Source organism: Gloeomargarita sp. SRBZ-1_bins_9 (genome assembly GCA_039794565.1).
In the GTDB taxonomy this organism is placed as follows: Bacteria; Cyanobacteriota; Cyanobacteriia; order Gloeomargaritales; family Gloeomargaritaceae; genus Gloeomargarita.
The window spans coordinates 411,209-430,085 of sequence record JAUQVX010000001.1; the positions used below are offsets into that span (position 1 = coordinate 411,209).

The 18,877-nt window shown below is 60.1% G+C and carries 17 protein-coding genes; 12 read left to right on the forward strand and 5 right to left on the reverse strand.

What is annotated here, in order from left to right; all coding sequences use genetic code 11:
• Positions 1-43 precede the first annotated feature (43 nt).
• Positions 44-847 carry a methyltransferase domain-containing protein gene (locus Q6L55_02280; GenBank protein ID MEN9257548.1) on the forward strand — a complete coding sequence of 268 codons (804 nt, stop codon included), beginning with the start codon at positions 44-46 and terminating at the stop codon, positions 845-847.
• A gap of 170 nt (positions 848-1,017) precedes the next feature.
• Here the strand turns inward: Q6L55_02280 and Q6L55_02285 are convergent, their stop codons facing one another.
• Complete coding sequence (locus Q6L55_02285) at positions 1,018-1,821, reverse strand: pentapeptide repeat-containing protein (GenBank protein ID MEN9257549.1); 804 nt, start codon at positions 1,819-1,821, stop codon at positions 1,018-1,020.
• Between the two features lie 203 nt (positions 1,822-2,024).
• On the opposite strand from Q6L55_02285, the gene Q6L55_02290 reads away from it, so the two are divergent.
• Genes Q6L55_02290 through Q6L55_02300 form a run of 3 tightly spaced genes read left to right on the forward strand, consistent with a single transcriptional unit; the run spans position 2,025 to position 6,708 of the window.
• A complete protein-coding gene (locus tag Q6L55_02290) occupies positions 2,025-3,869 on the forward strand; it encodes an NAD(P)H-quinone oxidoreductase subunit F (GenBank protein ID MEN9257550.1) in 1,845 nt (614 codons plus the stop codon).
• Positions 3,870-3,881: 12 nt separating this feature from the next.
• Positions 3,882-5,381 carry an NADH-quinone oxidoreductase subunit M gene (locus Q6L55_02295; protein ID MEN9257551.1) on the forward strand — a complete coding sequence of 500 codons (1,500 nt, stop codon included), beginning with the start codon at positions 3,882-3,884 and terminating at the stop codon, positions 5,379-5,381.
• 16 nt (positions 5,382-5,397) lie between these two features.
• On the forward strand, positions 5,398-6,708 hold the full coding sequence (locus Q6L55_02300) for a CO2 hydration protein (GenBank protein ID MEN9257552.1): 1,311 nt from the start codon (positions 5,398-5,400) through the stop codon (positions 6,706-6,708).
• On the opposite strand, the gene Q6L55_02305 is transcribed toward Q6L55_02300, so the two are convergent.
• Positions 6,705-8,447 (reverse strand): ABC transporter ATP-binding protein, encoded by a 1,743-nt coding sequence (locus Q6L55_02305; GenBank protein MEN9257553.1) that lies wholly within the window; start codon positions 8,445-8,447, stop codon positions 6,705-6,707. The two genes, Q6L55_02300 and Q6L55_02305, sit on opposite strands and share 4 nt — an antisense overlap.
• 65 nt (positions 8,448-8,512) lie before the next feature.
• On the opposite strand from Q6L55_02305, the gene Q6L55_02310 reads away from it, so the two are divergent.
• The 4 genes from Q6L55_02310 to Q6L55_02325 are packed head-to-tail and all read left to right on the forward strand — an operon-like array spanning position 8,513 to position 12,364.
• Complete coding sequence (locus Q6L55_02310) at positions 8,513-9,250, forward strand: DUF561 domain-containing protein (GenBank protein ID MEN9257554.1); 738 nt, start codon at positions 8,513-8,515, stop codon at positions 9,248-9,250.
• On the forward strand, positions 9,251-10,375 hold the full coding sequence (locus tag Q6L55_02315) for a DegT/DnrJ/EryC1/StrS family aminotransferase (GenBank protein ID MEN9257555.1): 1,125 nt from the start codon (positions 9,251-9,253) through the stop codon (positions 10,373-10,375).
• Positions 10,376-10,377: 2 nt separating this feature from the next.
• Positions 10,378-11,787 carry a type II CAAX endopeptidase family protein gene (locus tag Q6L55_02320; GenBank protein MEN9257556.1) on the forward strand — a complete coding sequence of 470 codons (1,410 nt, stop codon included), beginning with the start codon at positions 10,378-10,380 and terminating at the stop codon, positions 11,785-11,787.
• A complete protein-coding gene (locus Q6L55_02325; protein MEN9257557.1) occupies positions 11,777-12,364 on the forward strand; it encodes a VTT domain-containing protein in 588 nt (195 codons plus the stop codon). Before Q6L55_02320 ends, Q6L55_02325 begins: the two co-directional genes overlap by 11 nt.
• Here Q6L55_02325 and Q6L55_02330 read toward each other — a convergent pair.
• Positions 12,361-12,885 (reverse strand): transcriptional repressor, encoded by a 525-nt coding sequence (locus tag Q6L55_02330; protein ID MEN9257558.1) that lies wholly within the window; start codon positions 12,883-12,885, stop codon positions 12,361-12,363. The genes Q6L55_02325 and Q6L55_02330 overlap by 4 nt on opposite strands.
• A gap of 199 nt (positions 12,886-13,084) precedes the next feature.
• Here Q6L55_02330 and Q6L55_02335 point away from each other — a divergent pair, with 199 nt between their 5' ends.
• The 4 genes from Q6L55_02335 to Q6L55_02350 are packed head-to-tail and all read left to right on the forward strand — an operon-like array spanning position 13,085 to position 16,597.
• On the forward strand, positions 13,085-13,411 hold the full coding sequence (locus Q6L55_02335; protein MEN9257559.1) for a carbon dioxide-concentrating mechanism protein CcmK: 327 nt from the start codon (positions 13,085-13,087) through the stop codon (positions 13,409-13,411).
• Positions 13,408-14,790 carry an argininosuccinate lyase gene (gene argH / locus Q6L55_02340; protein ID MEN9257560.1) on the forward strand — a complete coding sequence of 461 codons (1,383 nt, stop codon included), beginning with the start codon at positions 13,408-13,410 and terminating at the stop codon, positions 14,788-14,790. Before Q6L55_02335 ends, argH begins: the two co-directional genes overlap by 4 nt.
• Positions 14,780-15,649 carry a branched-chain amino acid ABC transporter permease gene (locus Q6L55_02345; GenBank protein ID MEN9257561.1) on the forward strand — a complete coding sequence of 290 codons (870 nt, stop codon included), beginning with the start codon at positions 14,780-14,782 and terminating at the stop codon, positions 15,647-15,649. Before argH ends, Q6L55_02345 begins: the two co-directional genes overlap by 11 nt.
• A gap of 51 nt (positions 15,650-15,700) precedes the next feature.
• A complete protein-coding gene (locus Q6L55_02350) occupies positions 15,701-16,597 on the forward strand; it encodes a carotenoid biosynthesis protein (protein ID MEN9257562.1) in 897 nt (298 codons plus the stop codon).
• On the opposite strand, the gene Q6L55_02355 is transcribed toward Q6L55_02350, so the two are convergent.
• On the reverse strand, positions 16,590-18,077 hold the full coding sequence (locus Q6L55_02355) for a UDP-N-acetylmuramoyl-L-alanyl-D-glutamate--2,6-diaminopimelate ligase (protein ID MEN9257563.1): 1,488 nt from the start codon (positions 18,075-18,077) through the stop codon (positions 16,590-16,592). The genes Q6L55_02350 and Q6L55_02355 overlap by 8 nt on opposite strands.
• A gap of 82 nt (positions 18,078-18,159) precedes the next feature.
• Positions 18,160-18,877, reverse strand: a 718-nt coding sequence (locus Q6L55_02360; protein MEN9257564.1) for a hypothetical protein, incomplete at its 5' end; no start/stop codon positions are given.

Here is an 18,877-nt window from a genome sequence, read left to right on the forward strand (position 1 = left end):
CTTGGGCTACAATCGGGCGGGGTAGGTCACCGTAACACAGCCAATGCACGACGCCCTGGCCCGTATGTACCGCTATCGTTTGCCCTTTTTGCAGGGGGAGTTAGCGGGTTTGCCCGACCGACTGACCACCGCCGACTTGAGGGGTTTGGACCATTACCACTACTGTGGCACGGCGGCCATTGACCAGGCCATCGCCCGGCTGCAGTTGACGGCTCAATCCCATGTGCTGGACATCGGCGCCGGGGTGGGGGGTACTGCCCGTTACTTGGCCGAGCGGGTGGGTTGTCGGGTGACGGGCTTGGAATTGCAACCCTGCTTGTGCGCTATGGCGGTGGAGCTGACGGAGCGGACCGGCTTAACCGAGCGCGTCACCTTTATCCAGGGGGATATTTTGCAGGGGGTGCCGGGGCAATACGACGCTTGGTTATCGCTGCTGGTGTTTCTGCACATCCCTGACCGGGAGACCCTGTTTCGCCGGTGTGCCGCCGTTCTCAAACCCGGTGGTCGGTTTTACATCGAAGACTACGTGCAACTGCAACCCCTGACTCCGGCGGAGCGGGAGACCTTGGTCCAGATGGTGGCCTGTCCCAATCTGCCGACTCTAGAGCAATACCAGGCCCATTTGACCCAAGCGGGTTTGGGGAATATCGCCTGGGAAAATGTGACCCCCCTGTGGCAGACCTGGGTGCAGCAACGGTTTTGGGCGTTTCAGGAAAAACAGGATGACTACCGCCGCCGTCACGGAGACGACCTAGTGGAAAGTTATCTGGCTTTCTACCGAGCCATCGCCAAGCTGTTTGCCGGGGGCCGTTTAGGGGGAGTGCGGATATGGGGCCAAAAGGTTTAGGCGCCCAGGGTGCTCGAGGCCGTTTGGCTATTTCAGGGGGGCACTTAATCACCACCTAGGGTAATCCCCGCCAGTGCAAGGGGTTTAACAACTGCCTCCAGCATTGCCAACACCCCAAAGGCACGGTTGGGTCCCGACATGAGGGCGCAGGGTGTAAATGTCTATCAGCTTCACTGCCTGGCTCCGGTAAGGTCCGCCGTTTCCCAATGCTTGGCGCTGCGTAAGTTGGTGTGCCGGAGAATGGCGGCTTGGAAATTGACTTGCTCTACATCGGCCCATTCGAGGTTGGCATGGCTCAAATCGGCACCAGTGAAGTTGCTCCCCTGTAGGCGGCTGGCCTGGAGTTGGGCGCCGGTAAGATTGGCCGCCACCAGTTGCGCGCTCTGGATAATGGCGCCGGATACATCCGCAGCGGTGAGGTTGGCCTGCTGTAAGGTAGCGCCGCTGAGATTGGCCCCTGCGAGGTTGGCGTGGCTTAGGTTGGCCTGGTCCAAAATGGCTCCCCGCAAATCCGCGCCCTGTAAGTTGGTTTGGCTCAGGTTGGCCCCCGTCAAATTCGCGCCCCGTAAGTTGGCCCCCCGTAAATCGAATCCGCTGAGATTGCGGCCCCGTAAATCGGCCCCGTTTAACACGCATTGAGGGCAGACTCGTTGCTGAAGTTGTTGCTCAAGGGCGACAGGACGGGGACGCTCGGCTATGGGACGCCAAACTATCCAACTGCCCCAACCGGCAGCCAGTAACCCTAAGGGCATGAACCAACGCCAGGGGCGCCTGGGAGATAGGGGCAGCGCATGGAGTTCGGCCAGGGCTTGGTGGATGTACTCTGGGGGAATCTGGGCGGCTTGACCGGCTTGGAGAAGTTCGCTGACGGTGTAACCGGGAAGCTGGCCCTGGGACTGCACATACAAGCGCGCCGCCCGCCGGAAAATCTCCGCGGCCAAAGGCTCGGGAATGCGGTGCTGGTCCGGTTCCATGGGTATAACAAGGACGCTAACTCCATTCTAGAAGGGACCTGCCATCCATAAGAAAAACTGACGGCTGCGATTGCAAATTTTGAGTCCTGCTCCCCTTCCCCTGACCGGCTCAGGCCGTTATGGTAGTAGGCAGGATATTTTGTCCCACCCTGGTCGGAGCCAACGTTTGACTTGATCCCTGTCGTGTTCATCTAAGGTGGTCCATGCTGACGTGGTTTTTGGATTCGGTTTGGTTGGTACCTCTTTATCCGTTTGTGGGTACGGTCATCGCGGCGCTTTGGTTTCCGGGGATCATTCGCCGCACGGGACCACGACCGGCCGGCTATTTCAATACGTTGATGACCCTGGTGAGTTTGGGGCATAGCGCCCTGGCGCTGATTGCTTTTCTGGGTCGGGAGCCGCTACATGTCTATGTTCCCTGGTTGCAGGTGGCGGGTTTGGACCTGACGTTGCCCCTGGAGATTTCGGCGGCTTCCCTAACGGCGCTGGTGGTGATTTTTGGGGTGAATTTGCTGGCCCAGATTTACGGCTTTGGCTACATGGAGATGGATTGGGGCTGGGCCAGGTTCTATTCGCTGCTGGCGTTTTTTGAGGCAGGGATGAGTGCTCTGGCCCTGTGTAACTCCCTGCTTTTCTCCTATATGCTCCTGGAGATTTTGACGCTGGGGACCTATTTGTTGGTGGGCTTTTGGTTTCCCCAACCGCTGGTGGTCACGGGAGCTAGGGATGCGTTTTTGACCAAACGGGTGGGGGATTTGCTGCTGCTGATGGGGGTGCTGGCCTTGTGGCCGCTGGCCCATACCTGGGATTTTGATGCGTTGGCGGATTGGGCGCAACGACCGGAAACGGTGGCCTATGCCCAGGCGCATCCGGGGCTGTTTTTGGCGGTGGGGTTGGCGTTGCTGGCGGGACCCATGGGCAAATGCGCCCAGTTTCCTTTCCACCTGTGGTTGGATGAGGCCATGGAGGGACCGATCCCGGCCACCATCTTAAGAAATGCAGTGGTGGTGCAGACGGGGGCTTGGGTGTTGATCAAGTTGGCGCCGGTGTTGGCCTTGTCGCCGGGGGCGCTGGGGGCGACGGTCGGGGTCGGTGTGGCCACAGCGGTAGGGACGGCGGCAATTGCTATTGCCCAGATTGATGTCAAGCGTACCCTGTCCTACCCGGTGAGCGCTTACATGGGGCTGGTGTTTATCGCGGTGGGAACGGGACACCTGGATACGGCGCTGCTGTTGCTGTTGGTGTATGGCTTGACGGCGGGGCTGCCGGTGATGGCCGTGGGGAATATTGTCTGGAATAACATCACCCAGGATGTGACGTTGTTGGGGGGCTTGTGGTCGCGCCGGCCCATTACCGGGTTGAGTTTCCTGGTGGGGATGGCGGGGCTGGTGGCGCTGCCGCCTTTGGGGGGCTTTTGGGTGCTGATGCAGTTGCTCAGTGACCTGAGTTTCCGGTCGCCGGTGTTGGTGGGGGCGGTGCTGCTGGTCAACGGCCTGCTGGCGTTTAGCTTTATGCGGGTATTCTGCCTGATCTTTGGCAACCGGCCGAAGCAGATGAGTGAGCGGTCGCCGGAGTTGCACTGGCCGTTTATTTTGCCGATGACGGTCCTGGCGGGGGTGGTGCTGCATATTCCCCAGATACTGGCGGCGGTGGACCTGTTGCCGGCCTGGCACACGGATTGGGGGATTTTGCTGACGTTGAGCACGCTGTCGGGACTGACCCTGGCGGGGGTGATTTACCTGAGTCCGGGAATTGCCAAGCCGGTGGTGCTGCCCTGGCGACAGTTGCAGGATTTGCTGGCCTACGACCTGTACACGCCGCGCCTGTATCGGCTAACGGTGGTGGGCCTGGTGGACCTGGTGTCCCGGGTGACGGATCTGCTGGACCGCTACATCGTGGATGGGCTGGTGAATCTGGTGGGGGTGGTGACCATCATCGGCGGGGAGACCCTGAAGTACAGCACGTCGGGGAAGTTCCAGTGGTATCTGGTGACCATCCTGCTGGGTCTGGGGCTGGTGGTTGGTTTAGTGGTGATGACCTTGTCGTGAGGGGGTGCCGTCATGCTGAGTGCCTTGATTGCCGGACCGGTGGTGGGGGCGTTGCTGGTGTGGTTGGTGCGCGACCCCCGGCAGATGCGACTGCTGGCACTGGTGGTCAGCGGGTTGATGGTGGCCTGGGCCGGTATTCTGCTGAGCCGCTTCGACCTGACCCAGACCGGGATGCAGTTGGTGGAAAATTGGCCCTGGCTGCCGAATTTGGGGTTGAACTATCGCCTGGGGGCTGATGGCTTAGCCATTTCCCTGCTGGTGCTCAATACGTTGATTACCTGGGTGGTGGTCTACAGTACGCCGGTGACGGTGGAGCGCCCCCGTTTGTATTACAGCTTGGTGTTGTGGGCCAGTGCGGGCCTGGCGGGGGCGTTCGCGGCCCAGAATCTGCTGCTGTTTGTGCTGTTTTATGAGTTGGAGTTGGTGCCTCTGTATTGCTTGATTGGGATTTGGGGGGGGCCGAAGCGGGAGTACGCGGCACTGAAGTTTTTGCTCTATACGGCGATTTCGGGGGTGCTGATCCTGGTGGGGTGCCTGGCCCTGGGCTGGCTGGGGGGACGGCCGGATTTTGACTACCCACAGGTGCAGGCAACGGTGGCCGGGTTGGGGGTTGGTTTGCAGGTGACGTTGCTGCTGCTTCTGCTGCTGGGGTTTGCCATCAAAGCGCCCCTGGTGCCCCTGCATACCTGGCTGCCAGATGCTTATGGAGAGGCGTCGCCCCCGGTGGCGGTGTTGCTAGGGGGAACGGTGGCGAAGTTGGGGACCTACGGGTTGGTGCGGTTCGGCTTGGAGCTGTTCCCGTCCGTGTGGGCACCTTTGTCGCCGCTGCTGGCTACTTGGGGGGTGGCGGGGGCCTTGTTTGGGGCGCTGGCGGCTATTGCCCAAAAGGACATCAAGCGCATGGTGGCTTACAGCTCGATTGGGCACATGGGCTACGTGATGTTGGGTACGGCGGCGGGGACTCCCCTGGCGGTAGTAGGGGCGATCGCCCAGATGGTGAGTCACGGGATCATCCTGGCGATTCTGTTCCACCTGGTGGGGTTGGTGGAGCGCAAGGTGGGTACACGGGACCTGAACGTGCTCAATGGCCTGATGAATCCTCTGCGGGGGCTGCCGACGGTGAGTTCCCTGCTGGTGCTCGGCGGGATGGCCAGTGCCGGAATTCCGGGAATGATGGGGTTTGTGGCGGAATTTCTCATCTTCCAGGGGAGTTACCAGCGCTTCCCGGTACAGACGTTGCTGTGCGTGGTGGGTTCGGCGCTGACGGCGGTGTATTTTGTGATTTTGATCAACCGCACCTGTTTCGGACGCTTGGATAACCGCACGGCCTATTACCCGCGGGTGTTGCTGGCGGAAAAGGTGCCGGCGTTGGTGCTGGCTGGGTTGATTCTGTTTTTGGGGGTGCAACCGCGCTGGCTGGTGCAGTGGAGTGAGACGACGGCCCAACGTCTGGCGGTCACCCAACTGGCCAGCGCCCCGGCGACCCAAACGGTGAGTTTATTGGCGGAATGACCAAGGAGGTTTTCCCATGACGGCGACTGTGGAACCGAAAACGAAGCTGCCCCCGTCGCGGCATGAGTTTGCCGAGGTGGTGCATCGGTTGGAGGCGGGGGGGGCGATGGTGCCGGATACCCCGGAAAACTTGATGCAGATCGTGGGCATCTGGAAGGCCTACGCGGTGCCAATGGATTTTTACTGGCGGGACTTGCTCTACATTGCTGAGCAGGTGTTTCTCAATCCGTTGCCCTTCTTCAAGTACTTTATTTCTGAGGAGTATTTACAGCGCCACAACCACTACGCGGGAGACGATGCGGATTTGCGCATCTGGCGGGGGGAGGCGACGGCGCATCCGGAGTTGGTTGCCTTCCTGCAGAGAGGGGAAACGTTCAAAATGCCCCGCCTGCTGCACCATCTCTGGCATGACCGGATCAATATGGAATTTGCCGAGGAGTGTATGCGGGCGATGCTCTGGCACCGGGGGATGGGGGGCCAGTTTGACCCCTATCTCGACAGCGAGGAATACAAGCAAAACGCAGACCGGGCGATTCGCGCCTATTTCCGGGGCAATCCTTTGATGCTGGGGCTGTATCGCTTGTTTCCTGACTTGTTTTTGGAACAGTGCCGCCAAGCCTCCTACTACGCCAATTTGGGTCTGTTCTGGGAGGTGATGGCGCCGGTATTTTTTGAGATTTACGACCGCTACCTGGAGGGTTCGATTCAAACGGTCAAGGACGCGGTGGATTTCCTGGTCAATGGCATTTTTGCCGTAGCCGGTCGCCCGATTTATCACCACGTGTACATCCGGGGGGAGTGCTACGAGATTATTCCTAAAAGCAAGGGGTTTATGTGGCTGTACGAGGCGGCCCTGCCCTACGTGGAGGCGGTGTTTTATCGCACATCGCCGTTTCGGGGGACCAAGTCCTACAATGCCCAGGCCCACATGGTGCCGGATAAGCAGGAGGATTTCCACTACGGGGTGCTCTACGCGGATAAATTCCCCATTGCCACCGCGGGAATTCCGCCGACGCTGTTGGCCCAGGACATGCTGCATTTCCTGCCGGATTTTTTGGTGGATTACTACCGGCGGCACTGTCGGGGTGAGGACGATATGTTGGTGCAGTTGGGGATCAGCTTCCAGCGCTCCATGTACACGGTGACGTCGGCGGTGTTCCAGGCGCTGCGGGCCGCGTTGCTCTATCCCCTGGATGACCCCAATCCCCGCCATCTGTGGGCCAACCGCCGTTTCTTTGAGGCCCAGTTGGACCGGTTCTGCCGACCGGAGTACGGGATTCGCGAAGCGGCGCGTTTAGCTTACGTGCAAAGCCCGGACTATCGCTAGGCCAATCGTTGCTCCAGTTGGTAGGTCTCCCAGAGTTCCCGATAGAGGCCGGGCTGGCTGACGAGCTCTGCATGGGTGCCCTGCTGTACAAGATGGCCCCGTTCCAGCACCAGCACCCGGTCGGCAATGGCTGTGACGCTGAGCTGGTGGGTGACGCACAGGATGGTCTGGGGTAGGGTGCGCAATTCCTGCAGGATGAGTTGGGCCGTCTGGGCGTCCACGCTGGCCAGGGCGTCGTCGAGGAGCAAAATGGGGGCGCGTACCAGTAACCCTCGGGCCAGGGCGGTGCGTTGCCGTTGACCCCCCGAGAGGGTAATGCCCCGCTCGCCCACCAGGGTTTCGTACTGCTGGGGGAAGCTAAGGATTTCGGAGTGGAGGTGGGCTTGCACGGCAGCACCTTCTACCCGGCCTAGGTCGGCTTCTGGGTCCCCATAGCGAATGTTGTCGGCGATGGTGGCGCTAAACAGAAAGCTCTCCTGGGGGACGTAGGCAATGGCACGGCGTAGGTCGGCTAAACGCACCTGGGTAATGTCGTAGCCGTCAATGAATATCTGACCGGGGGCAATGGGGAGTAACCGACATATAGCCTGTAGGAGGGTGCTTTTGCCGGCACCGATGGGTCCCACGATGACGATGGTCTCTCCGGGTTGCACGGTGAAGCTCACGTCCTGCAGGGCTGGTTCCAGCTGGCCGGGGTAGGTGTAGGTCAGATGCTGGAGGCGGATTTCCCCCCGCACGGGTGGCAGCACCAAGGGATGGGGAGGGTCCTGAATTCGGGGTTGCTCCTGCAATAGACTTTCCACGCGGGCGATGCTCACCTGGCCCCGTTGCAAGGAAGTGATGGTAAACCCCAACAGGGCGGTGGGGAAGATTAAACGTTCCCCGTAAACCAGCAGGGCCATAAGACCCCCCAACCGTAACTGGCCGCTTTCTAGGGCTTGACCGCCGAGCCAGAGCACCAGCAGTAAACTCAGGCTGGCGATGCCCCCAAACAGGGGAAATAAAAAACTACGGGTCCGCGCCAGGGCCAAATTGTCCTGCAACAGATGCCGGTTCAGCTGGGTAAACCCCTGGCGTTCGGTCTCCTCCTGGGCATAGGTTTTGATCAGGGCCATGCCGCTGAGGTCCTCCTGGATGAGTTCACTAAGGTCGGCCAAACGCTCCTGGACCTGGGCCTGCTGCTGACGCAGGGTTTCCCCAAACAGGGCCACGACCAATAACAGCAAGGGATAAACCGCCAGGGCCGCCAGGGTCAACGGCATACTGATGCTGAGCATCACCGGCAAGGTCAGGCCGTAGGCCAACACCGTATTTACCAGGCTGAGCATGGCAAAGCCCACTAACCGGCGGATGTTATCCACATCGCTGGTGGCCCGGCTGATGAGTTCGCCAGGGGGATGGCTCTGGAAATACTGGGGGTCGAGGCGCAGGAAATGTTCAAATAACCGCTGCTTCAAGTCAAATTCCACCTGGCGGCCCACCCCAAACAAATACAACCGGGACACTATGCGGATGGCCCACATCAGCGACGCCAGACCGGCAATGGCCAGGGCATGACCCGCTAATGTCCCCCACGCCGGTTGACGCTCCAGTTGGTTGATGGCGCGGCGCAACACCAGGGGAATGACCACCCCTAACACGTTCACCAGCACCAGTGCCGTAATACCAATTAGTTCCTGCCGCCAGTAGGGACGGATATAGCCCAAAAGGGTGCGTAATACGGCTGGGGATCGCGCCATATTGACCAGTCTAACAACTGTCGCCCAGGGTAGAATAGGCTCGATGGTTGTTCAGATGGGGCGTTATGGCACTCTCTTGCTGGTGGCGGTCGGTTCTGGCCCAAAAACGGGCGGTGAAGATCATTAGCGGCATTACCCAAAAAGACCCGGAAGTGGTAGGACGGGTGGTCCGGGCGGCAACCCAGGGGGGGGCAACCTATGTGGATATTGCGGCGGACCCCCTGCTGGTGATGCTGGCGAAGTCCCTGACCCATTTGCCGGTGTGTGTGTCTACCATTGACCCGACCGTACTGCCGGCCTGCGTGGAAGCGGGGGCGGATATGGTAGAAATCGGTAACTTTGACCCCTTTTATGCCCAAGGGGAGGTGTTTGATGCCGATCGGGTGTGCGCCCTGACGGTGCAGGTGCGGGAGCGGTTGCCGGAGGTGCCCCTGACGGTGACGGTGCCCCACACCTTGCCCTTGGATGTCCAGGCGGACTTGGCCCAGGAATTGGTGCGCCTGGGGGCGGATGTCTTACAAACGGAAGGCGGTGTGGCGGTCCAACCCCAACAACCAGGGGTCCTCGGCCTGATGCACAAAGCGGTACCGGCGCTGGCGGCTGCCTACACCCTGTCCCGGGCGGTGGCTGTACCGGTGATTTGCGCGTCCGGCTTGTCGGCGGTGACGGCTCCCTTGGCCCTGGCGGCAGGGGCGGCGGGCGTGGGTATTGGTCGGGCGGTGAACCGGCTCAGGGATGAATGGGAAATGACGGCTGCGGTGCGGGCCATCGTCGAAGCAGTGGCCACACCTGTGGTTGTGTAGATGGCGGTGGCCACGGCCATTCCCCAGTTCGACCTCACGCGCCAGTACCGGCAACTGGAACCTGTGCTACTCCCAGTGGTCCACAAGGTCTTGGCCAGTGGGACTTACATTGGTGGGGAATGGGTGGCAGCCTTGGAGCAGGCCTTGGCCCACCTCATTGGGGTGCCCTACTGCGTCAGTTGCAACTCTGGGACCGATGCCCTGTATCTGGCCCTGCGGGCTTTGGGGGTGGGGCCGGGGGATGAGGTGATTACTTCGGCGTTTTCCTTTATCGCCACGGCAGAGGCCATTAGCCTCACGGGGGCCACGCCGGTTTTTGTGGATGTTGACCCCACCACGTTTAATGTGGATTTGCACCAGGTGGCCCAACGCCTGACCCCCCGCACCAAGGCCATCCTGCCGGTGCACTTGTTTGGCCGTCCGGTGGATATGACCTACCTGCAAGCCTTGGCCCAGGCTCAGGGGGTGGCCCTGGTAGAAGACTGCGCCCAGGCCCTGGGGAGTCACTGGCAAGGCCGACCGGTGGGCAGTTGGGGGACCCTGGGCTGCTTTAGCTTCTACCCCACCAAAAATTTGGGAGCGTTGGGGGACGGGGGGGCCATTACGACCCACGACCCGGCATTGGCCCAGCGCCTGCGGGAGCTGAAAAATCACGGCCAACGGGAGCGCTACTGCTCGGTAACGGTGGGGATCAACAGTCGGTTGGATGCCCTCCAGGCGGCCATACTCCAGGTGAAATTGAGCTATTTGGAACAGTGGCTGGTACGGCGACGGGCTTTGGCCCACCGCTATCACCAATTGCTGGCGGATGTACCGGGACTGCTGTTGCCCCAGGACAGTCCGGGCCACAGTTGGAACCAGTACACGGTAGTGCTGCAGCGGGACGACATCAGCCGGGATGAGTTGCGGGCGCAGTTGCAGCGGCTGGGCATCGGCACGGCAGTGTACTACCCTATCCCCTTGCCTTTGCAACCGTTGTACCGGTCGTTGCAATATGACCCGGCCCAGATTCCCCAGGCGGTGACCTTGAGCCGGCGGGTGTTTTCCCTGCCACTGTTCCCTGAGTTGACCGAGGAAGAACAGGTGCAGGTGGCGCGGGCTATCCGGCAGATATTGGGGACTTGAGCATGAATAGTTCGCTGGTTTTTTGGCGACGGGTGGGACTGCCGGCTTTGACGCTGACGGTGGCGGCGGTCATCGCCTCGGCCCTGCTCCACAGTTGGCAGCAGCCCCAGCCCCAAAATCTTCTGCAACTGCGGGCGGTGGATTTACAGCTACAGGCGACAGCCTGGCTGGAGACGCCCCCCTGGGTGACGGAAACGGCTTTGGCCCAAGCGGAACAAACCTACAGCCGTTTTCTCCAACGGATGGACCTGCAGGACCAGGCCCAAGGGAGATTGCGGTTGGGGTTAATTCAAGCGGCCCAAGGCCAAATACAGGCTGCTTGGGATACATGGCAGACATTAATGGAGCAAGCCGGACCTGGGGACCTGGGGTCAACGGCGCAGGTGTTGCTGGGGCTGTGGGCGGAACCGCCACGCATTCTACCGGATGCGGAATTGCTGTTGATGGACCATCTCTCGGGCTGGTATGAGCAGGTGGCACTCCGGCGGCTGTACAAATTGCAACAGCGGCAAGGGGAGTTGGCTGCCCTGGAAAAAGAGGCGCAAATCCTGGCCCAAAATGCCCTGACCCGTCTGGTGGTGGTGGTAGGGATGCCCCTGTTGGCGGGGGTTGCTGGGACATTACTGCTGATAGGGCTGGGGGTGCAATGGCTGTGGCAGGGGCGGCAATCGCTCCTAGGACGCCGGGAAGGTCCCCGCTGGTCGGTGCCGTGGGGCCTGGATACGGTGTTGCAGGTGATGGTGCTGTGGTTTGTGGCCTTCTTTGGGTTGGGGCAGGTGCTATTGCCCTTGCTGGTGCAGGCTACAGGACTGCTGCCAACCGTGCGGACACCCTGGGGACAGGGCATCTACGTTTTAGTGAGCTATGGCCTAGTGAGTGTGGTGGGGGTGGGGATTGTCTGGCTGCACGTGCGCCGCTATCGCCCCCTAGACCGGTGTTGGTTTGACTGGCGCCTGCAGGGACGGACGCTGACCTGGGTGGTGGGGGGATACCTGGTGGCCCAGCCCTTGGTGTTTATGACCACCGTGCTCAACCAACGTCTTCTGGGGGGACGGGGCGGCGGCAATCCTTTGATTCCCATCCTGACTACCACCAAGGACCCCTGGCTGCTGGCGCTCTTTGCCCTGGTGATCGTGGGACTGGCACCCTTTTTTGAGGAGGTGGTGTTTCGCGGGTTTTTGCTGCCGTCTTTGACGCGCCGACTACCCTTGGCGGGGGCCATTGTTGTTAGTGGGGGGATTTTCGCCCTAGCCCATCTGAATGTGGGGGAATTACTACCGCTGGCAGCCCTGGGCATCCTTTTAGGTTTTGTTTACACTCGGGAGGGGAGTTTGTGGACGCCTATCCTGCTCCACGCTTTGTGGAATGGGGGGTCCTTCCTATCGTTGCTTATCCTGGGGCATGGTGGCTGAACCACAGCCGAAAAGCTGGTCGGTGCGGGTGCTAGGGGCGGTGGCCGTAGTGTTGGCATTTTATGCCCTGGCTGCCCTGATGTTGCGTTGGATTGGCCTGGAACCAACCCAGGAGTGGTTGGCCCGGTTTGGCTGGTCGGCACGGTTGGTGTTTGTGGGCTTATCGGCGGGCAGCCTCATCCTGGCCCCCTTGAGTGGCAGTTCCCTTTACATCCTGGGGGGGACCCTATTCGGCCAACACCAGGCTTTTGTCCTGAGCTGGATTGCCACCTTGATCGGCTGTAGTGTGAATTTTTGGATTGCCCGGTGCTGGGGACGGCGGCTGGTGGTGCGTTTGGTGGGACATCACCAGGTGGCAGCCCTGGACCGCTGGTTGGCCGATTTGCAGACCCACCACAGTATCTTCTACATGTTTTTGGTGATGCATTTATCGCAGGATATTGTCAGTTATGCCCTGGGGTTGACCCGCATTCCCTACCGGGACTTTTTCATTGCCCTGAGCCTGAGTGCCGCCACCATCGTGGGCTTTTTCATTTACCTGGGCAGCGGTGTGTTGAACTGGCTGGTGGGTGCTTAGTTTGGGGTAATGACGCCGGTGACGGTGCCGTTGAGCGCCCGGGGACAGACCCAATTGCTGGGCAACAGGGAAGGCCAGCCGCGCCGCAGGGCTTCGGGACAAATGGCGTGGATCGTCAACTGACAATCCAGTAGGTGCAATCCTTCCTTTTCCGCCTGCTTGATGCCGGTCTTCAGGATGGAGGTGTTGGTGAATTCTATAGTGCGATTGCACTGGACACAGACCAAATGGTGATGGTGATGGGGATAGGGCTGGTTGAGTTCATAGTGTTTGTGTCCCTCCGCCAGCTCCAGTTCCCGCAATAACCCCATACGAGCCATCAGTTTGAGGCTGCGGTAGATGGTGGACAGACTAATACTTTCCCCCCGTTGCCGTAAGGCCTGATACACATCCTCAGCGCTTAGGTGATTGCCCTGGGGTAGGTTCTGGAAAAATTTCAGGATTTTTTCCCGCTGGGGCGTTAACCGGCAGCCAATTTGATGAAGCTCCGCCCGCAAGTCAGCTGTGTCGTAAAGTTGCATACCCAACGCTTCTGTCCTCGGCATAGGCTGTGTTCCAGACTAAGTGCTCCTCTCCCCCTCCCCTGCTTACTACCTTAATCAAAAAAAGGGTAATTGGCAACAAGTTTGTTTTGTTGCGAATGATTGTAAATTAGGGGGTTGGCGTTGATCCCAGCAACGGGGGATAATGGGTTAAGGACGAGTCGGGTGTGCGACGGCGATGTCGGTTGCCTTAGGGATGGTGGAGGTGCTGGGAACGCCCCCGAGTCTGGCGGTGGCTGATGTGATGGTCAAGGCGGGGCGGGTGACCCTGGTGCATTGCGAGCGCATCAGTGGGGCCTATGTGACGGTGATCGTGCGGGGGGACGTGGCGGAGGTGAAACGGGCGGTGGAAGCTGGTGTGGAAGCGGCCAAGAAGGTTATTCCCTACAATCCTAAGGAAAAGTCCCTGCTTTTGTCCTACCATGTGATTCCCCGACCCCACCCGAATCTGGAGCGGGTCCTGCCCATTGGCTATAAGCCCCAGGTGGAACGGTTCCGGGTATGACGCAGCCCTGGAGCCAGCGGTTTCGCCAGCCTTTGCACCCGTTGGTGGCCCAGTTCAACGCCAGTATTGGCTTTGATTTGGCCCTGTTGCCCTGGGATGTGCAAGGGTCCCAAGCCCACGCCCGGATGCTGGCCCGTCAGGGGATCATTACGCCGCAGGAGGGGGAAATCCTGGTGCAGGGGTTGGCGCGTATTCTTCAGGAATACGAACAGGGGCAGTTTCCAGTCCAGGGGGAGGATGTGCATCTGGCGGTGGAGCGGCGCCTGACGGAACTGGTGGGGGAGGTGGGCAAAAAACTCCACACGGCCCGCTCCCGCAATGACCAGGTGGCTACGGACCTGCGGCTGTATCTCCGGGAGGCGATTGACGACCTCGCCGGGCGGTTGCGGCAGTTGCAACGGGTGCTGTGCCGGGTGGCGGCGGAGCATGTGGAAACCCTGATGCCGGGCTATACGCATCTGCAGCGGGCGCAACCGGTGAGTTTGGCGCACCATCTGCTGGCCTATTTCGAGATGTTCCAGCGGGATTGGCAACGGTTGCAGGAGGTACGCCGGCGGGTGAACCTGTGTCCTTTGGGGGCGGGGGCACTGGCGGGTACGACGTTTCCCATTGACCGGGAATACACGGCGGCGCTGCTGGGGTTTGCCGGGGTGTGTGCCAATAGTATGGATGCGGTCAGCGACCGGGATTTTGTGGTGGAGTTCCTGGCGGCGGCAAGCTTAATCCTGGTGCACCTAAGCCGCATGGCGGAGGAGTTGGTGCTCTGGTCGTCTCAAGAGTTTGGGTTTATCGCCTGGCAGGATAGCTGTGCTACTGGCTCGAGCATGATGCCGCAAAAGAAAAACCCGGATGTGCCGGAGCTGGTGCGGGCGAAAACGGGGCGGGTCTTCGGCCATTTGCAGGCACTGCTGGTGGTGCTTAAGGGATTGCCCCTGGCCTATAACAAGGATTTGCAGGAGGATAAGGAGGCGCTGTTGGATACGGTCAAGACGGTGCAGGATTGCCTGGCGGTGATGACGCTGGTGTGGCAGGAGGGGATCGTCATTCGCCGGGACCGGCTGGCGGCGGCGGTGGCTGAGGATTGGAGTAACGCGACGGATGTGGCGGATTACCTGGCGGCTAAAGGGGTGCCGTTTCGGGAGGCCTATCAGATCACGGGGCAGATCGTGCAGTTTTGCGAACAGCAGGGGCGGTTGCTCCAGGATTTGTGCTTGGAGGAATGGCGGCGCTTCCACCCGGACTTTGGCCCCGACATCTACGAGGTCATCCGGCCGGAGCAGGTGGTGGCCCGACGGCGGAGTTTGGGGGGGACGGGGTTTGACCAGGTGCGGGCGGCATTGGCGCGGGCGCAACGGGAGTGCAGTGAGGATGGGGATTGAGCTGGCGCAGTTGCTGGTCAATGGTTTGGCGTTGGGGGGTATTCTGGCGCTGGGGTCGGTGGGGCTGACGTTGACCTACGGGATTTTGCGCCTGTCGAACTTTGCCCATGGGGATTTCTTGACGCTGGGGGCCTATTTGACCCTGCTGGCGAATCAGGGGGGGCTGCCATTGCCCCTGGCGATGGGGGTGGGGTGTTTGTTGACGGTGGGGGCTTTTTGGCTGACAGAACAGGTCCTGTGGGCACCGGTGCGGCGGCAGCGGACGTCCCCCACCACCATGATGATCATGTCCATTGGGCTGGCGTTGTTTCTCCGCAACGGGATCATCCTGATCTGGGGGAGTCAGAATCAGAACTATCGCCTGCCGGTGTTTGGGGCGGTGGCCCTCGGGCCGGTGCAGGTGACCACGAATCGCCTGGTGGTGTTGGCCATGGCGGCGGTGGCGGTGCTGCTGTTGCATTTCCTGCTGCAACGAACGGCGATTGGACGGCAGATGCGGGCGGTGGCAGATAACCCTGAGCTGGCCCAGGTGGCGGGGATTGACGTGCAGCGTGTGATTTTTTGGACGTGGGTGGTGGCTGGGGGGCTGACGGCTCTGGGGGGGGCGATGTATGGGTTGATTACGGCGGTGCGCCCGAATATGGGCTGGTTTTTGCTGCTGCCGATGTTTGCCACGGTGATTTTGGGGGGGATCGGCAATCCCTACGGGGCCATGGTGGCGGCCTTGATCGTGGGGGTGGCTCAAGAGGTGAGTACTTATTGGTTGCCCAGTGAATACAAGCTGGGGGTGGCCCTGGTGGTGATGATGCTGGTGCTGCTGGTACGCCCCCAAGGCCTGTTCCGCAGTCCGGTGGCCTGAGAAAAAGTCTTAAAGATTTGTAAACTAAAAGAGAAGGTTTGGGGCGGCGATATGGGCCTGAAGGAGCGGTTAGAGCGGTGGACAGTGGCGGCCCATGTGGGGGCCATGGTGTTCGGTGTGGCGGGTCTGGTGGGGGTGTTGCCCCATCCGGAGTGGGTGTTGGCCTTGCCGACGGCGGGACAGCGGTTGTTTGCCTGGAGTATGGCGGGGGGGGGAGTGGTCTATATCCTGCTGGGGGCTTTGGCGATGGTAATCTATGGCTGGCGGGTGCTGGGTCCCCGGCTGCTGTTGGGTTTCTTGGTGCCGGCTGTGGTGATTTCCTTGGGCAGTGAGCTGTTGGGGACAAGTACAGGGTTTCCCTTCGGGCGCTACGGCTACCTGGCGGGGCTGGGTTACAAGATTGCCGGACGGGTGCCTTTTACGATTCCCTTGTCCTGGTTCTATATGGGGCTGGTGTGTTTTCTGTTGGCCTATGGGGGCTGTCAACGCCTGCGCTGGCCGGGTTGGCGGTACCTAGGGGCAGTAACCGGTGGTGCGCTTTTGCTGGTGGCTTGGGATTTGGCCCTAGACCCGGCTATGAGTCAAACCCCTGTCCCCTTTTGGCAGTTCCAGGAAGTCGGGGCCTTTTTCGGGATGCCCTATCGCAACCTGCTGGGTTGGCTGGGGACGGGGGTGCTGTTTATGGGCCTGGCGGCGTTGCTCTGGCGGGGCCAACCCCTGGTGTTCAGTCGGCGGGAGTTGACAGTGCCCCTGGTGCTGTACCTGGTGAATTACCTGTTTGGGGCGGTGATCACGGTGGGGCTGCTGGATAGCCGCTATTGGATTCCCATTGGACTCGGCGTGGCACTGGGGGTGGTTCCGGCTCTGGTCTGCTGGTGGCAAGCTGGGCCTGTACTTCCCCCGGCGGTGGTGCTCCCGGACGTGGATAGGGTGTCTTTGGTCAAGTAGGGAGACCCAAGCGCCGTTTGAGGGCCAAGCGGGCCTGTTCCCGGTCGTCAAAGGGTACTTTGGTGGTGCCCAGGATCTGGTAGTCCTCGTGGCCCTTGCCGGCAATCATCACCCCGTCCCCGGGTTGAGCCATCTGGATGGCCTGGTGAATGGCCTCGTCCCGTTGTACCCACACCAGGGGCGTAAAGGGAATGCCCGCCAGGATGTCCTGAATAATCTGCTGGGGGTCTTCGGTGCGGGGGTTGTCAGAGGTCACCACCACCACATCGGCCAGTTCAGCAGCAATTTTCCCCATCTGCGGTCGTTTGCTGCGGTCCCGGTCCCCCCCACAGCCAAACACGCAAATCAATCGCCCCGGCACAAAGGGACGCATGGCCCGCAGGCAGTTTTCCAAACCATCGGGGGTATGGGCATAGTCCACTACCACGCTGATGTCCTGGTTGGGACTGACTTGGATGCGCTCCATCCGCCCCGGCACCCCCGGAAACTGGGGCAAGACCTGCTGAATCTGCTCCAGCGTCACCCCTAGATGTAGGGCTGCTCCCACCGCCGCTAAGGTATTGGCCAGGTTAAAGGCGCCGATCAAGGGGACGGTTAAGGTGGTTTCCCCCGCCGGTGTGGTGACGTGGGCCGTGATCCCCTGGGCGCTGTAGTGCACGTCACGCACCCCGATGTCCGCCGGTTGCCCCGTCACGCTATAGGTCCACAGGGGCCAAGCCAACTGCTGCAAAGCGGCTATCAAGCGTCGGCCATAGCCATCGTCCCGGTTGACAATCGCCCGCCCCCGCAACAGGTCTGGCTCAAACAGGCGCGCCTTGGCCCGGAAGTAGTTTTCCATCGTCAGGTGAAAGTCCAGGTGGTCCTGGGTCAGGTTGGTGAAAATCGCCACATCGTACCGGCAACCGGCTACCCGGTCTTGGGCCAGGGCATGGGAACTGACCTCCATCACAGCTGTCCGGCAACCGGCCTGGATGGCTTGCGCCAAAACCTGCTGCAACTCCACCGCCCCCGGCGTGGTCTGCCCTGCCGTTTGCTGATACCCCGGCCAACGATAGTAGAGCGTCCCCAGCAGAGCCGTTGACCCTTGGGTTTGCTGCAACAGAAATTCGATAAGGTGGGTGGTGGTGGTTTTGCCGTTGGTGCCCGTGACGCCCACCAGTTGTAACTGCTGACGCGGATAGCCGTAAAAGGCGGCGGCTAACTCTCCGCAAGCCTGGGTGATGCGTTCTACCGGGATCACGCGCGGGGGCAAGTCAGCCCGGGGAGATACCAATGCCACCAGCGCCCCTTTGGCCAACGCCTCCGGCCAGAAGTCGCCCCCGTCCACCCGCGTCCCCGGCAGCCCCACAAACACCATCCCCGGCCTACAGGCGCGCGAATCGCAGGTGATCCCCGTCACCGGCTGCTGCAACAGCGGGTCTTGCCCGTCTAAGGGGGGCAAATAGGCCGCAATGGCCCTCAGTAGGTCACCCAAGTTCATCCCCGTACCCCTTGGTGCGTTCATGCTTAGGATAAATCAGTGAGGTGCCTGGGCCATAGGGTGTGCTGCTATATTGGCCCCCCTAAACGGCCGTCTCCTGATGCACCACGTCGAGATAGGCGCGGGTCAACGCACAAAACGTGAGGGGAATCGTCAACCCTAGACCCAACCCACATAGGAGAGACCCACCTAAATTAATCAACACCAGCAATACCAGAAACCATAGCCAGGGCCAAAAGTTCCGCTTCACGATACGCCAACTATAGACCATCGCTAGCCAAAAATTAATTTTTTGGTCAATAACCAACAATTTACTAAACATTAACACAGTGCCCAAGTATACCATAGAGATTAAGATATTGATTATCAAAAGTCCCACCAAAAAACTTGCCAGCATTAAGGCCGGGAGACCTTGCTGTAAATCTACATAACCGACATTGATGCCCTGGTTTTTGGCTAAGACGACCAGGGTAGCGCCTGCGCAAGTAGACAGGGACACAACCGAGACAATATACAAAGTAAGCGATAGCAATAGACTAAAGCCTATAAAGCTCAAGTCGATCATTAGGAAATCAAAAAACCGGACAAGAATTCTCAGCAAATCTGGGTATCCTACCGTCTGATTTTTTAGGTATCCGTAGGCCAGCATGAACCAACCAGCGTTAAATAAAGGGGCCAGGATTAAACTCATGATTAAATCAATGGGAAAGGCTGCCAAGGATAGGGCAAAACTTATAGCAAGAAGCAAGACTAGATAACCGATGAATATCAGCCAATGAGACCGGGTAGCCTCCCAGGCC

Coding starts and splice junctions, on each gene's coding strand:
- Q6L55_02320 (MEN9257556.1), top strand. CDS start 10,378: ATGAATAGTTCGCTGGTTTTTTGGCGACGGGTGGGACTGCCGGCTTTG.
- Q6L55_02355 (MEN9257563.1), bottom strand. CDS start 18,077: ATGAACTTGGGTGACCTACTGAGGGCCATTGCGGCCTATTTGCCCCCC.
- Q6L55_02350 (MEN9257562.1), top strand. CDS start 15,701: ATGGGCCTGAAGGAGCGGTTAGAGCGGTGGACAGTGGCGGCCCATGTG.
- argH (MEN9257560.1), top strand. CDS start 13,408: ATGACGCAGCCCTGGAGCCAGCGGTTTCGCCAGCCTTTGCACCCGTTG.
- Q6L55_02335 (MEN9257559.1), top strand. CDS start 13,085: ATGTCGGTTGCCTTAGGGATGGTGGAGGTGCTGGGAACGCCCCCGAGT.
- Q6L55_02280 (MEN9257548.1), top strand. CDS start 44: ATGCACGACGCCCTGGCCCGTATGTACCGCTATCGTTTGCCCTTTTTG.
- Q6L55_02330 (MEN9257558.1), bottom strand. CDS start 12,885: ATGCAACTTTACGACACAGCTGACTTGCGGGCGGAGCTTCATCAAATT.
- Q6L55_02305 (MEN9257553.1), bottom strand. CDS start 8,447: ATGGCGCGATCCCCAGCCGTATTACGCACCCTTTTGGGCTATATCCGT.
- Q6L55_02295 (MEN9257551.1), top strand. CDS start 3,882: ATGCTGAGTGCCTTGATTGCCGGACCGGTGGTGGGGGCGTTGCTGGTG.
- Q6L55_02285 (MEN9257549.1), bottom strand. CDS start 1,821: ATGGAACCGGACCAGCACCGCATTCCCGAGCCTTTGGCCGCGGAGATT.
- Q6L55_02345 (MEN9257561.1), top strand. CDS start 14,780: ATGGGGATTGAGCTGGCGCAGTTGCTGGTCAATGGTTTGGCGTTGGGG.
- Q6L55_02325 (MEN9257557.1), top strand. CDS start 11,777: ATGGTGGCTGAACCACAGCCGAAAAGCTGGTCGGTGCGGGTGCTAGGG.
- Q6L55_02300 (MEN9257552.1), top strand. CDS start 5,398: ATGACGGCGACTGTGGAACCGAAAACGAAGCTGCCCCCGTCGCGGCAT.
- Q6L55_02290 (MEN9257550.1), top strand. CDS start 2,025: ATGCTGACGTGGTTTTTGGATTCGGTTTGGTTGGTACCTCTTTATCCG.
- Q6L55_02310 (MEN9257554.1), top strand. CDS start 8,513: ATGGCACTCTCTTGCTGGTGGCGGTCGGTTCTGGCCCAAAAACGGGCG.
- Q6L55_02315 (MEN9257555.1), top strand. CDS start 9,251: ATGGCGGTGGCCACGGCCATTCCCCAGTTCGACCTCACGCGCCAGTAC.